Annotated in this window: 12 protein-coding genes; 4 read left to right on the forward strand and 8 right to left on the reverse strand. The window is 45.0% G+C overall.

Features of this window, described 5'->3' with window-relative positions; translation table 11 throughout:
• Nucleotides 1–96: 96 nt before the first annotated feature.
• On the reverse strand, nt 97–1,725 hold the full coding sequence (locus tag L0G63_RS11585) for an FAD-dependent oxidoreductase (RefSeq protein ID WP_301450799.1): 1,629 nt from the start codon (nt 1,723–1,725) through the stop codon (nt 97–99).
• A gap of 522 nt (nt 1,726–2,247) precedes the next feature.
• Here L0G63_RS11585 and L0G63_RS11590 point away from each other — a divergent pair.
• Complete coding sequence (locus tag L0G63_RS11590; RefSeq protein ID WP_301450800.1) at nt 2,248–2,682, forward strand: hypothetical protein; 435 nt, start codon at nt 2,248–2,250, stop codon at nt 2,680–2,682.
• A 108-nt stretch (nt 2,683–2,790) separates the two neighbouring features.
• Here L0G63_RS11590 and L0G63_RS11595 read toward each other — a convergent pair whose 3' ends face one another.
• Nucleotides 2,791–3,396, reverse strand: a complete 606-nt coding sequence (locus L0G63_RS11595) for a YceI family protein (protein ID WP_301450801.1) — start codon at nt 3,394–3,396, stop codon at nt 2,791–2,793.
• Nucleotides 3,397–3,879: 483 nt separating this feature from the next.
• Here L0G63_RS11595 and L0G63_RS11600 point away from each other — a divergent pair, with 483 nt between their 5' ends.
• On the forward strand, nt 3,880–4,158 hold the full coding sequence (locus L0G63_RS11600) for a type B 50S ribosomal protein L31 (RefSeq protein ID WP_058025130.1): 279 nt from the start codon (nt 3,880–3,882) through the stop codon (nt 4,156–4,158).
• Nucleotides 4,159–4,244: 86 nt separating this feature from the next.
• On the opposite strand, the gene L0G63_RS11605 is transcribed toward L0G63_RS11600, so the two are convergent.
• The 4 genes from L0G63_RS11605 to L0G63_RS11620 all read right to left on the reverse strand — a co-directional run bounded on the left by L0G63_RS11605 (nt 4,245) and on the right by L0G63_RS11620 (nt 8,575).
• Nucleotides 4,245–5,111, reverse strand: a complete 867-nt coding sequence (locus L0G63_RS11605) for an SGNH/GDSL hydrolase family protein (RefSeq protein ID WP_301450802.1) — start codon at nt 5,109–5,111, stop codon at nt 4,245–4,247.
• Nucleotides 5,105–6,502: a nicotinate phosphoribosyltransferase gene (locus tag L0G63_RS11610; protein ID WP_301450803.1), complete on the reverse strand. Its 1,398-nt coding sequence runs from the start codon at nt 6,500–6,502 to the stop codon at nt 5,105–5,107. Before L0G63_RS11610 ends, L0G63_RS11605 begins: the two co-directional genes overlap by 7 nt.
• 164 nt (nt 6,503–6,666) lie before the next feature.
• Nucleotides 6,667–7,734 carry a bifunctional nicotinamide-nucleotide adenylyltransferase/Nudix hydroxylase gene (locus L0G63_RS11615; RefSeq protein ID WP_301450804.1) on the reverse strand — a complete coding sequence of 356 codons (1,068 nt, stop codon included), beginning with the start codon at nt 7,732–7,734 and terminating at the stop codon, nt 6,667–6,669.
• Between the two features lie 211 nt (nt 7,735–7,945).
• The gene (locus tag L0G63_RS11620) at nt 7,946–8,575 is read right to left on the reverse strand and encodes a glutathione S-transferase family protein (RefSeq protein WP_301450805.1); all 630 of its coding nucleotides are present in this window, start codon (nt 8,573–8,575) and stop codon (nt 7,946–7,948) included.
• Nucleotides 8,576–9,231: 656 nt separating this feature from the next.
• Between L0G63_RS11620 and nfuA the strand changes: the two genes are divergently transcribed.
• Together nfuA and L0G63_RS11630 are read left to right on the forward strand one after the other, a co-directional pair.
• Nucleotides 9,232–9,894 (forward strand): Fe-S biogenesis protein NfuA, encoded by a 663-nt coding sequence (gene nfuA / locus L0G63_RS11625; protein WP_301450806.1) that lies wholly within the window; start codon nt 9,232–9,234, stop codon nt 9,892–9,894.
• Between the two features lie 191 nt (nt 9,895–10,085).
• Complete coding sequence (locus L0G63_RS11630; RefSeq protein ID WP_301450807.1) at nt 10,086–11,408, forward strand: O-acetylhomoserine aminocarboxypropyltransferase/cysteine synthase family protein; 1,323 nt, start codon at nt 10,086–10,088, stop codon at nt 11,406–11,408.
• A gap of 197 nt (nt 11,409–11,605) precedes the next feature.
• Here the strand turns inward: L0G63_RS11630 and L0G63_RS11635 are convergent, their stop codons facing one another.
• Together L0G63_RS11635 and rsmI are read right to left on the reverse strand one after the other, a co-directional pair.
• Complete coding sequence (locus tag L0G63_RS11635; RefSeq protein ID WP_301450808.1) at nt 11,606–12,619, reverse strand: adenosine kinase; 1,014 nt, start codon at nt 12,617–12,619, stop codon at nt 11,606–11,608.
• Nucleotides 12,620–12,668: 49 nt separating this feature from the next.
• Complete coding sequence (gene rsmI, locus L0G63_RS11640) at nt 12,669–13,601, reverse strand: 16S rRNA (cytidine(1402)-2'-O)-methyltransferase (protein WP_301450809.1); 933 nt, start codon at nt 13,599–13,601, stop codon at nt 12,669–12,671.
• Between the last annotated feature and the right edge of the window lie 173 nt (nt 13,602–13,774).

The following is a 13,774-nucleotide window of genomic DNA, read 5'->3' on the forward strand; positions in this document are numbered from 1 at the left end:
AGACAGTATATAGCTTTAGAGCCTACGCCAGCATGAATAATGTCCATTACACCACTAATTGCTATGACAAATACAATGTAGCAGGGGATAACGTTACTAGACGTCAGCCGGTGCCAGATCATTTAGCGTGGCATCACGAATGCTGTGATTGACATCTGCCATTGCAGCAGGAAAGCCACGCTGCTCAGCGAGTACACGTGCAACCTTATCAACAGCCAGACCATCGTTATGTGTCAAGTACGACCATTCGTGTGCGTAGCGGCTACGATTCATTGGCGTATCGTTCTGTATCAATCCGAGCGTCGTCAGCTCATTCACTATCTGATCAGAGGCGATCAAAGTCGAAGATGCTTTGACATTTTCTGCACGAGCGTAACGTATATTAGAATACAAGCTTACGTCAGCCACTCGCAACGTATCATCTTCTCCAGGAATTTGCTGCCCACCATATAGCGCATTGCCAACAGTGCGTGCACTATTGAACGTCGGTACAAACTCAGCCACATATTCAATCGCCTGCTGGCTACGCGCTTGTAGCGGCGCTTTGTCCCAGCCATCCTCGATATAGTGTACGTATTGCTGTGGTAGTTTAGGCTGAGCGCTGTCTGAGCTAGATGCGACCAGACCGTCATCAAATAAGGTAATGGCTTTACTCATGCCATGTATCTGAAAATACCCACCCGGATAGGGGGTTAACTGCGCCATGCCTTCGGGCGTACCTCGTTGACCATAAACAATAATCTCAGGTATCTGTCCACCTGCATCGCCCCAATGGATGACATAAGAGGATTTAAACTCGACCATGCGCGTGACTTCAACACCGACCATGTCATCGATGACACCAGTGCGAAAACCGCAAGCATTGACCAAATAATCGACTTCGATAGATTCAGCTTGAGAGTCGTTTGCTTGCTGATAGTCAATGCGCCATTTGGTAACATGGTGATCGGCATTGGTGCAGTTTTCACAATCCACAGGGACTACTTTTTGTACTGTGGTGTCAGTAAAGACATGGGCATGATCATATTCTTCAAGCGCCAACTGCGCAGAAGCCGCCAAGCGAAAGATATTCCAGCCATATTCTTGTACGACAATCAGCGGAAATTTGACCTTGTTCAAATCTAAATATTTGGCAACGGGTATCATCCACTCATCAACCGTACTTGGTACTTCAACTTGCTCACGCTCAGACAACTCAAGCAACTGCTCATGGCTATAGAGCTGATAGTAATCCTCAGGTTCGCCAAGTACTTTATTGTTGACATCCTGCTCGATAAGCTCTTGATAAGCTTCTGTCAAAATATCCAAACGCGGCAGCAAGTCTTCAGGCAGTCCTTCATCGCGTGTCGGCACCGCAAATACAGTAGGACGAACATCGATGGTATAAGGATAGAGACGTAATATATCAATACATTGCTTGAGGAGCGCCACACAATCTTCATCAGGTATCTCGCGGTACAAGTTGCCGCCAGCATGCAAGTGACACATTGGTGGACCATCAATGAGTGATTTTTTCTTCTCAAACAAGTAAGTCTCAAGACCTAGTGCGGCGAGGCGAATGGCAATCGTTGAGCCTGCAGTACCGCCGCCCAAAATACCGACGCGTTTAGTAGGACGTTTGATTGGCGAGCTTTGATAATCTCCATAAGACAGCACCTTAGAAGAATCATCTTGTTTGACAGAATGAGCGTGATTTTTATTAGAAGACTGAGTCATTGTCGTCATTATATCCTTAGTAGCATTTGCATCAGGCCATGCTCGGTGTAATCGTTAAATGTCTTGTAACTATTGATATGCGTGTAACAGTTACTAAGTTCAATACATATAAGTTCAATATATAGATGTGAGTAGAAACAAATTGTGTTTTCTATTGTGTAGTAATGCTTTATTTCTATAGGTTTATTTTACGAAGAACTGCAGACAATATGATGACAAATACGTAAGTGGATGCATGAGTTTTGTCAACGGGTCTCGATATACATAAAGTCTTTTGTGACGGCTAAAAGAAGAGTAATAATAGGAAGTCACCAAGCTGGTCATTTTTTGGTAATCGAAAGCCTTTATATTTAATCGTTTTGTAAAATTTAGCCACTTTTGTAAGTTTGTATATGGATGGGCGTGATAGCCAAAAACCCTGTGCTATATTTGTTTTGCTGAAGTGAGGTAAACGTTTTGTTTTTATCATTGTTCCAATCAACATAAAGACAGCGCATAAAATTTATTATTAAAAATTACAAGGAAGTGACTATGAAAAATATCATGATGTTGTCTGCACTAACAGGCGCATTAGCACTGACCGGTTGTACGACGCTAAAAAGCGTCGTGGGTAATGACATGTCAGGTACGCACGAAGTGCAAGCAACCAACAACAACACGGCTCCTGTCGCTAGCAAAAATGGCGTATTGGTAGATGCAACGAATCACATGACGCTTTATACGTATGACAAAGATTCGATGAATAAGTCAGACTGCGGCGCCGCCTGTCAGGTTGTTTGGCCAATTTTCCAAGCACCAAGCAATGCAAAACCTTCTGGTCAGTTTGCTGCATTCAAACGTGAAGATGGAAAGTATCAATGGGCGATGAACGGTAAGCCTTTATACTTCTATGCTAATGATACAAAGATGGGTGACAAAGACGGCGATAACAAATTCGACGTTTGGCATGTTATTCCAACCAAATAAGGTGTCATGATATTATCTTAAGGTAAAAGTAGCTTAAGACAAAAAAGCAGCCCTATCATAGAGGCTGCTTTTTTATGGCTAGTAGTAAATGCTAGAAGCTAACAAGACTTATTTTGACTTCTTTTCTACCAACTCACCATCTATCTGAATAGGAACGTTGGTGGTGATGCCTTGTGAGTAAGCGTCCATACCATACGCTGTACGATCGATGTTACCTGTTGCACGGAAGCCAACCACAGGTTCTTTGGTCAAAGGACTGTCATCAATTTTCTTTAATGTAAGATTGAGAGTCAGTGGCTTGGTTTGACCAAGTAAGGTGAAGTCACCCGTTACTTTTGCCTGCTGTGGATTGATAAAGTTAACCTGAGTGGATTTAAAGCTCATGGTAGGGTACTTCTCAACATTGAAAAACTCGTCGGTTTTTAGATGCTCGTCACGGGCTTCCCAACCAGTATCAATACTGTCTGTATCTACAACAAAGTTAAATTGAGTTTGATTTGGGTTTTTTAGATCGAACTGTACAGTGCCATCGACATCACTGAAGTGACCCATCACCGTAGAGAATCCCAAGTGCTCTACTGAAAACCCAACGCGAGTGTGCGAGTCGTCTAGTTGCCATTGAGTCGGTAGCGCCGCGCTTGCCATTGTTGTTACAGCAAGTGCTGAGCTGATTAGTAACGCTTTTACAATGGTTTTGGTAGCAGTGTTTATCATTAAAGCATCCTTATATAGTCGTGGTGGTCTGACGCTTATTCATCAAGAAATAGCCGCGCCTTTGGTAAAAAAAATCAACATACAGCTTAAAGATAGATCGATAACAAAATAAGCTTACTTTAGCTGTGGTTAGATTATCTATATGTAACCAGTTGATTGATTAATTTAACTAACCAAATTATTGTAATAGGTTCCTCTACATATCTCAACACTATTTGTGTATTGGTGACAACTTATCACATATCTCTATCACAACTGCGGCTTGCGTTGAGTGACAAAAACCGTTAAAATCGCGGTTTAATTTTCCCGCTGGGGAAAGGCTAAGTGAGCAGAAGAGTGGTGCTTTGTGCTGGAATAAGCCAGTGACGCAGTTGCCATACTTATAATGTCCTTAGTGCCTCAGTTACGTATGTTTTCGTTTGCTTGAGACATCGCTCATGATGTTGATGCAAATTGCCATACATCGGACCTAGAGAGTTTATTATGCGTAAAGATATCCATCCTGATTACCAAGAAGTTTTGTTCCATGATACAAACGCTGACGTGTACTTCTTAACTCGTTCAACCGCTAAGACTAAAGCGACTCGTGAATACGAAGGTAAAGAATACCCATACTACCCACTTGATATCTCAAGTGCGTCGCATCCATTCTATACTGGCGAGCAGCGTAAAACTTCTACTGAAGGCCGTGTTGCTAGCTTCAACAAACGCTTTGGTGCATTTGGTGGCCGTAGCAAGAAAGCTGCTGACGCTGCTGAATAATTTATACCTATGGTGTAAATGTGTTTAAAAACAAAAAAAACCGCTGACTATTCAGCGGTTTTTTTTGTTTTTAAACACATGTGTTTTTAGGCACTAACACTTGAGTGTGTTTGGTCATCAGCCTGAATGGCAGATGGAGCCAATAACTGCGTAATGTTTTCTACAATTTGCTGTGCCCAATAACCATACATCAGGCTACTCGGATGAAATCCATCACTGGCAAACATCACGGCAATATCAATAGGCTGACCATTGCCATGCTCTTTTATCATGCGGGCAAAGTCAGTTGCCATATAGTTGACACCGTCATGAGCAGCGCAGACTTTTTGCAATATCTCATCAAGTATTGAGGCCTTTGCCCCAACGAAGTTGTTGAGCGGAGAGGGGATGGCAGGCATTTGCGCCATCGGTGGTAAGCTCAAAAAAATCAACTCGCGTACGCCAAATTTACGCTGTGCAATATGGATGATGTCTTCGATCTGCTGTTGCCATTTGTGGACTGCCACATTGGAGGTGGTGTCGTTGACGCCCACGCTCAGCAGCATCACATCGATAGGTTGGTCAGGAGTAGGGAGGACATATAATCTGCGCAAAATATCAAAGCTGGTATGACCAGTCGTCGCTTGTAATGACCAATTGAGCCGCGCAAAGTTTGATTGAATAACCTCATTGTTTTGCAATATCGGAATCAGTTTGCCGACCAGTGCCTCTTGCTGAGTCTGACTGCCAACACCTGCTGCGGCCGAGTCACCCACCACCATCAAATTGAGCGTCTCTTGAGCTTTGGTTGAGCCATCAGCAGGCGGCTCGGATAGTTCAATCATCCCGTGCCTTTCACCGTTTGGCTCTGGCAGACGAACGGTTTCACGCTTGATTTTGCGTCCTTGATAAAGATATACAGGGGCAAGTAGGACATCTTTTGCTATAGATGTCAGTTTGTTGGTGTCTACCATCCTGCACGCTCCCTAATAGTTGTAAGGCTATCCTCAATCAATAATTGACCATCAACATAGACATCGCGTAATAGGTTGTCTGATGGTCTACCCAATGCTTGCTCTTTGATGGTTTTGATCTGGCCATTGCTATCTTGTACCAGTGCCAATCGTCCTTTTTTCGATCGCTTTGAGCGGCTAGTGATAGGGTCTTTATAAATATCTTTCCATGTGCCATCGATACAGATAGCGCTCGATTTCATCGCCCAGCTCATGGTGTCACGGTTGACTTGTTGCAATAAACCACCGCCCATACCAAATGTCACGTTTTCTATGCTAAAGCCTGCTTTGATTATCACGTCAATAATTTTGCTTAAGCTTTGTGCGCTGATGCCATCACCTTGAATGATGCGCACATAATTAGGCAGCACTTTATAGCCTTTGCTATTGACAGTTGTACCAAACTTCACCGCCAAACGCTCTAAAGCCTCACGAACCACTTTGGTTGACTCACCGCTGTCTGGGCGAATAACCAAAGTGCCACCCATATTTTCGACCTCATCTTTTAAGGCATCGCCCCAGATATTGTCGATCGCATTCCATAGGTCGTAGCTGTCAGACACAACTGAAAAAGCTTTATCTTCGCCGCCGAACTGCTTAATCATATTGTGAAAAGCAGCGGTTTCTCCATCACGTCCCCATGCGGTCATTGTGCTGTGCTCCGCCGCTGGAATGGAGAAGGCAGGCATGTCATTACCCATCTGATACCAGCGACTAGCCGCAATCAGTGCTGTCATCGAGTCAGTCCCAGCAAAGTTGACCAAATGTGCCAAACTACCGAGCGCAATGGTTTCTTGACTGGACGCACCACGTGCGCCAAAGTCATGTAGGCGAAATGGCAGTGACTCTGTATTGTCCGCTGACTTTTCTAGCGCTTGACGGATAATCTCTTTGCAGTAGCGAGAGACGCTGGCGACGGTCGATGGATACCAAATTGCGCGTAATAGCGCTGTTTCGATATAGCTAGGCAGCCAATAAAACTCAGGATCAGTGTTGATGACTTGGCAGACCACATTGGATACTGGAACGATGCTGCCTTCAGGGATGGCCTCAATACGCAGCGGCAAGTAGCCGTTATGCTTATCAACTAGTCGCTCCCAGCCCTCACGATTAAAGGTCAAACCATGCGCGGTGATAACGGCTTCGGCTTCATCGATATCTTGATGGGTGATAGGGGTGCTCAGGTATTCTTTAATAAAGGCCTGTAGACCAAAGAACACCACATCGTAGTCGCCTTTACGCGCCTCAACGTAGCTCGACAGATACTCACTGCCACTTGGGTATTGCACCCAATGTGAGGTTTTATAGCTGTCGCTATTTAAGATTAAATTATTTAAATTACTGGTGTACATCACAGAACTCCTCTGCTTTGAAATGCTATCGCTGTTTTGATTAAAAACAGTGACAGCAGGTTAAGCGCCGTCTATCGGCACTGCTATAAAAATAACAAAATAAATAGTGAGGTTTTTATTAATGATTGAGACAGCTATCGCTTACGCAATCATTTACTAAAAAACTATAAGCCAACCATTTTGGTGATAATCGCATAATGATCTTCAAACATCATCTTGGCATCCAGCTCTGCCAATGGCAGCCAAAAAGCCTTGGTTGCGTCATCGCCGCCTTTTACTTTTGGTAATCCTTTCGGATCGTTTTTGAGCTGGAAGTAAAACGCTTGGGTAATGGTGCGCCCACGCGCTGAGCGATACGGATCGTCGAAGGTATGCTGGCTGTGGCAAGAACCACGCAGTACAGGCTCAGGGACTTTAAGACGTGTCTCTTCACGCAGCTCGCGAATACACGCATCAAATAGCGTCTCTTTTGGGTTTAAAAATCCACCCGGTAACGCCCAGAGTCCGCGTCCTGGCATACTGCGTCGCTCGACCAGTAATATATGCCCCGACTGTACAATCAACGCATCAGCCGTCATAAAAGTCGGCGGATAGGGTGCAGATTGCCATTGTCTTTTGTATTTATCAATAAAGTCTGCTTCTTCATGCAATTGATGATAATCGTCCGTTTTTTTGAATGCATCGAGGACGCTGCGTGTTGACTCAGGCGTACGCTCAGGTGTTGGCGTAGCGCCCATCAGATAGCTGTCGCGAATAGGCGTGGCTGATAGGTTATGATAATTGGGTACTGACACCGATGCCCAGTTAGGGAACAGCGATAAGTAATATGAGGAGCTGTCTTTTGAATGACCAATCAAGCCAATATCTGTTTGCAAATCACCCGTCACCGATTTGACGCCCGCCTGCACATACTGTAACCAGCGCGTATCGTTGTAGAGCGCATCGTCTAGACCGACGCAATGGATGCGAGCGGCGTCTTCTGCTGAATAAGCGCCCTTAATCATCGCAGCGCGTTCAGCGACGCTAAAGGGATTGCGTAAGCTGCGTGGTAGGTTGGCTGAGCCGATCAGCATAATCACTTCATCAGAGCGTTTGAGCGCTTCGTCAATGACTGCCTTGTGCCCACAATGAAACGGCTGGAAACGCCCGATAAAAACCAAATAGCGGTAATGTGTGCTGTTTTTTTGCTCGGGGTTTTGCTTATCTGACTGCTGCTCTGATAACTCACTCATAGACACCAACTTCCTACGACTTATTTTTGTTGATTAAAAAATGATGACGCTAATACTGACACAGCCTATGACTTTCTGACAAGTGTAAAGATGTTTTACGCATTATGAACGAGCGTGTTGCAAACACAGTAATAGCAAAAGCCCCTCTCAATGATGAAAGAGGCTGCCATGTAAAAACGGCAAAAACTAAAATAGCTATGACTGCCAATGCTTAGAGCGATTCAATCTTACTAATACCTTCTTGGCGTATCACTTCAGTCACACCAGCATCAGACTCGATGCGGCTAATGAAAGCATTGAAGTTCTTATAACTAGAGAGATCTAGCTCCATTTTTTTTGCCCATGTCAGTATGACATAGAGGTAAATATCGGCTGTGGTCTTCGTGCCTGTCAGATAGTCACGCGTTTCAAGTTGCTTGTTTGGGTGCGCTAGCAAATCAACGATTTTTTTCTTCATGTGTGTTTTTAAGTCTGCTTGCGCCGTTTCATCTGTAACAAAGCCATCAGGGCCGAATAATGGTGCAAAGCTCTTATGAACGTCTGAATTGATAAAAGCCAACCATTGCATAATCTCTGCACGCTGAGCAGGCGACTCATTGGCGCCAAAAATATCAGCGTCAGGATACTTAGCATCAATATAGGTCTGTACGGCAATATTTTGCGTGACGATTGTATCGCCGTCTACGATGGCAGGTACTGAGCCTTGCGGGTTGATGCGTAAATACGCGTCTGATTTAACAGAGTCATGATCTAGTATTTCTAGTTCGTAATCTTCTTTTGTCCATTCAAGCGCCACATGTGGCACCATCGAGCACGCGCCTGGCATAATATATAACTTCATAATCTATTCCTTTTTACTTATTGTTTTTGGGGTGTCTTTTCACTAAATTGAGTCTAAACAACCAAGCTGTCCCACTCAGTTATGTTATGTGAGTTTAATTTTAATAGATGTAGCTTTAATCTGAACGCAAAGACACAAAAGGACTAAAAAGGGTTAAAACGTATCAAACGCTGTCAAATAGCTGGTTAATAGTTGGATGATATCTGCGTTCTTTCGTTTGGTTGGCGGGAACCTTTCTTTTTTTGTCACCACTTTTGATGAGATAACACGCCCAAACCCATTGCTAATCCTGTTTTATCCTTGATAAATGGGTTGACAGTCTTAATATAAGCAACAATGGTATAGAGGATAAAATTTTTTGTGTTAGACGTCTGATTGGTTGTTCTTTTTATTATTAAAAAAATCAATGACAACCATTGAGAGCGCTTACTCGGCAATTCACAGTAGCGTGGTCGGAATTACTCCTTGATTCAGGTATAATAACGGTATAGACGAATGCTATTTTATAGTGACTGCTATCAATGCCATACAATAATAATGCTGAATCATTGTTAGCTTGGGTGTCTTATATAAGCCATAACCATTTTAAAATTCAAATTCACGACACGGTCGCTATAATAGATATTGCGCTTGTGTCACAATGCATAGGAAACATTATGAGTGAGCAAAATCAAGCCGCTGACTATGAGTCAGCATTAGATACTGAGCAGGTTGAAGCAAAAAGCAATATCACTATTACGGAGTCTGCTCAAGGTTATCTAGCGGATTTGTTATCCAAGCAAGATACTGATGGCATCGGTGTGCGTATCTTCGTTGAGCATCCAGGCACGCCGCGCGCAGAGTGCTGCATGGCTTACAACCAACCAGGCGAAGAAGACAGCGCTGATTTGTGTTTGACCTATGATGATTTTTCAGCCTTTATCGAAGCGGCCTCGGTGCCTTATCTAGAAGATGCGGTTATCGACTATAATAAAGACCGTTTCGGTGGTCAGTTAACTTTCCGTGCGCCAAACTCTAAGGTGCCTAAAGTGGGTGCTGACGCGAGCGTCGAAGAACGCATCAACTATGTCTTGCAGTCGGAAATTAACCCCGGCTTGGCGGCGCATGGTGGCGATGTACAGTTGCTTGAGCTGATTGAAGAAGAAGGCATTGGCCTAACTGCAGTCTTAAAATTCGGCGGTGGTTGCCAAGGCTGCTCAGCCGTTGATATGACACTGCGTCAAGGTGTTGAAGTACAGCTCAAACAGCAGATACCAGAGCTGACGCAAGTGGTCGATGATACGGATCACACGCGTACAGAGAATGCGTACTACAAATAAGCCATTATTGGCCACTTATGACAATCAAGCATTAAGCTGTCAACAATAGATGGTTTTCTTCCTAAAGAAGCTGAGTTATGATGAACTCAGCTTTTTTTATTGCTATGATTTGGCAAGTGGCTTTTTTAAGATGACTTTTATAGGCCATATTTTTAATCCGCAAATTTTTGATCAATACAAAGGAAGGTAGCATGAGTGATGAACAAGCAGGACAACAACCAGCTCAAGAATCAGAGCACGCTCAGCGTCTTGAGACTTTAGCGATTCATGCTGGCTATAGTGTTGAGCCAACGACCAAATCAGTGGCTGTGCCTATCTATCATACTAGCTCGTATGCGTTTGATAACACTCAGCATGGTGCTGATCTGTTTGATCTAAAAGTCGCAGGCAATATCTATACGCGTATTATGAACCCGACCAATGCAGTGCTAGAGGAACGCGTTGCTGCGCTTGAAGGGGGTATCGGAGCGCTGGCAGTCGCTTCTGGTATGGCTGCCATCACTTATGCCATTCAGACGATTTGTGAGGCAGGCGACAATATCGTTGCGGTATCGACTCTTTATGGCGGGACTTATAATTTGTTTGCGCATGCGTTGCCGCGTCAAGGTATCGAGGTGCGCTTCTTTGATCACAAAAATCCAGAAGCCATTCGTGATTTGATCGATGATAAGACCAAGATGGTATTTGCAGAGAGTATCGGCAATCCACTGGGTAATATCGTGGATATTCAGGCGCTCAGTGATATCGCTCACGAATATGGTGTACCAGTAGTGATCGATAATACCGTTGCGACCCCTGCGCTTTGTCGTCCGTTTGAGTTTGGAGCGGACATTGTTATCCATTCACTCACCAAGTATATGAGCGGTACAGGGACATCGATTGGTGGGGCGATTGTCGATAGTGGTACGTTTGCGTGGGGCGATTATCCTGAGCGCTTCCCATTACTGAACACGCCAGATGCCAGTTATCACGGCGTGAACTTTGTCAAAGACGTGGGCGCGCCTGCCTTCATCGCGCGTGCTCGTGTCGCACCGCTACGCAATACGGGCTCTGCGCTTAGTCCGCTCAATGCTTTTAGTATTTTACAAGGGATGCAGACGCTGAGCCTACGGATGGAGCGTCATGTACAAAACGCACAAGCCGTTGCAGAATACTTGCGCGATCATGACAAGGTCGCTTGGGTAAAATATGCTGGCCTGTCTGACCATCCTGAACATGACCTTGCCAAAAAATATATGAAGGGCACACCCTCTGCCATTTTGACCTTTGGGGTAAAAGGTGGTTTGGAGGCAGGCGCACGCTTTATCGATGCGCTACAACTGATTACGCGTTTAGTAAATATTGGGGATGCCAAGTCATTGGCTTGCCATCCTGCCTCGACGACGCATCGTCAGCTAAATGGACAAGAGCTAGAGCAAGCTGGCGTTAGTGAAGATATGGTCAGATTGTCGATTGGTATCGAGCATATCGAAGACATCAAAGCCGATCTTGCCCAAGCATTGGCTGCTGAATAATACAAAAGTGTGAGGATATCAGTAAATTCTTTTTGCTGATTCATAAAAAAAGCCCATATCAAACCGATGTGGGCTTTTTTATGCGGCCAACGCACATAGTAGTGAATGGGCCAAAATAATTGTTTCAATATCATTACGAGACAGCATCGGCACATGAATTACTACGATATGACCATCTCTGATTTAGAGATGAGTAACTATAGTACACGCTGAGCGATATCTCGGTAATCCTGCGAGGCAAGACGTGGTCCAAACTGCTGGATGACTTGCGACGATATTTCGCTGGCAAGACGGCCACACTCTGGCAAGCTATAATGCTGCGATAGCGCATACAAGAAGGCACCTGCGTAGTTGTCACCTGCACCATTGGTATCGATAACATTGGTCACTACTGGCGTTGCAACCTCATAGACTTCAATCTCTGCTGCATCACTCGGGCTATGGGCAATGACCGCACCGTTGGCACCATCAGTGACGACCGCTGTTTGGCAATATTCAAGCAGGGCGCGCGCCGCCGCTTTGACTTGTTTTTTGTCGGTGAATAGTTTGGCTTCTTCACTGTTGCAAAATATCACCGAAACCTTATTGCCCAGCATATTGAGCAAGCCTTCTTTGGCAAATTTTACGACCGCAGGATCAGCAAAGCTTACGGCAATTTTTGCATTATGAATACCGGCTTGGTGACGCAGCTGAGTCATCGCGGGTTGGATGCTCTCAGACATCGCCAGATACCCCTCAAGATATAGCCAGTCAGCTTGTGTCAACGCGTCGAAGTCGACATTGTCAGCCATGATCTCGCTTGAGGTGCCAAGATAGGTTTGCATGGTGCGCTCACCATCTTCTGTCACAGCGACCACGCAAGAGCCTGTCACACCGCCTTCGTGGATAGATTTGTCTGATGTGGCAACGCCTGCTTCGTGCAAGTCTCTGAGGTAAAATGCCCCTTGATCGTCATCACCGACGCGGCATGCATAGAACGGCTTGCCACCGAGGCTAGCAAAGGTGAACATCGTGTTGGCAGCTGATCCGCCACCTGCTTGTTTTGATGGGGCAATATTTGCAAGCTGGAAGTAGGCAAGCAATTGTTGCTGCTCCTCGATACCAGCCAACGTCATGTTTCCTTTGGTCAGATCAGTCTCTTCTAATGCTGCATCTGACAGCCTATACTCGTGATCCACCAACGCATTACCTATCGCCATTACGTCGTACATTGCTTACTTCTCCTCAATGAATTTATAACCCTGATTTTTATCGTTGGAATTATCCAGCCTGTAGCTCCAGCAGACGCTGATAGAGCGCGTTCTTTTTTACACCAGTGATATCAGCAGCCAATGCCGCGGCTTTTTTGACAGACAGATCCTCGAGCAAACGCTGTAGTAATGTATCATGAGTGCTGATGTCGTCACTATCTTTTGCCATAGCGACGCCAGCCACAACCACCACTATCTCACCGCGTTGTTGGTTGTCATCGGCTTTGACAAACTCGACCAAGTCGCCAAGCGTGCTTTTATGTACGGTTTCAAAGGTTTTGGTCAACTCACGGCAAAATGTCACTGCACGGTCTGTCCCAAATATTGCGGCCATATCCTCGAGGCTAGATACGATACGATGCGGTGCTTCATAAAATATCAACGTCTCAGTACGTGAGGTTAAGGCGCTTAGCTGCTTTTGACGACCATGGGTTTTGGCGGGCAAGAACCCAATAAAGCTAAATCGATCAGACGGTAATCCTGCCACTGATAATGCGCCAATGGCAGCGGATGCGCCAACGATGGGAGATACGGCAACTCCTGCTTCGTGCGCGGCTTGAACCAGCTGATAGCCTGGGTCACTGACCAATGGCGTGCCTGCATCACTGATCAAAGCAACCGAGTGACCTTGCTCGATCATCTCAATAATCTTGGGTGTTTGAATGGCACTATTGTGCTCATGGTAAGCCCATAACTTATTGTGGCCTTTTTGATTTGAGGTCTCATCCTCATTTTCGATATGGCTTTTGGCTTCATCGACTCTACTGCCTCTAGTCTCAATGCCAAAGTGCGATAAAAGCTTACCTGAGGTGCGCGTGTCTTCACAAGCAATGATGGCGACCTGTTTCAATACATCAATCGCGTGTGGCGTCATGTCGCTCAAATTACCAATTGGCGTGGCAACGATATAAAGACAAGCTGGCATCGCATTAAGGGTAGACATGAAAACCTCGGATCATTAACAGTAATAGTGCGCCATTATATACAGTCATTTTTTATGGTATTCAGTCAAATGATGAGTGAATCAACCAGCAGATTTGAGAGTAAAAAGCGCAGAAGTGGCTAGGGTGTGTTGACATATATAGAATAATTGACAATCATAGTGTTATGACTAGA

It is taken from the genome of Psychrobacter sp., assembly GCF_030454045.1.
GTDB lineage: Bacteria > Pseudomonadota > Gammaproteobacteria > Pseudomonadales > Moraxellaceae > Psychrobacter.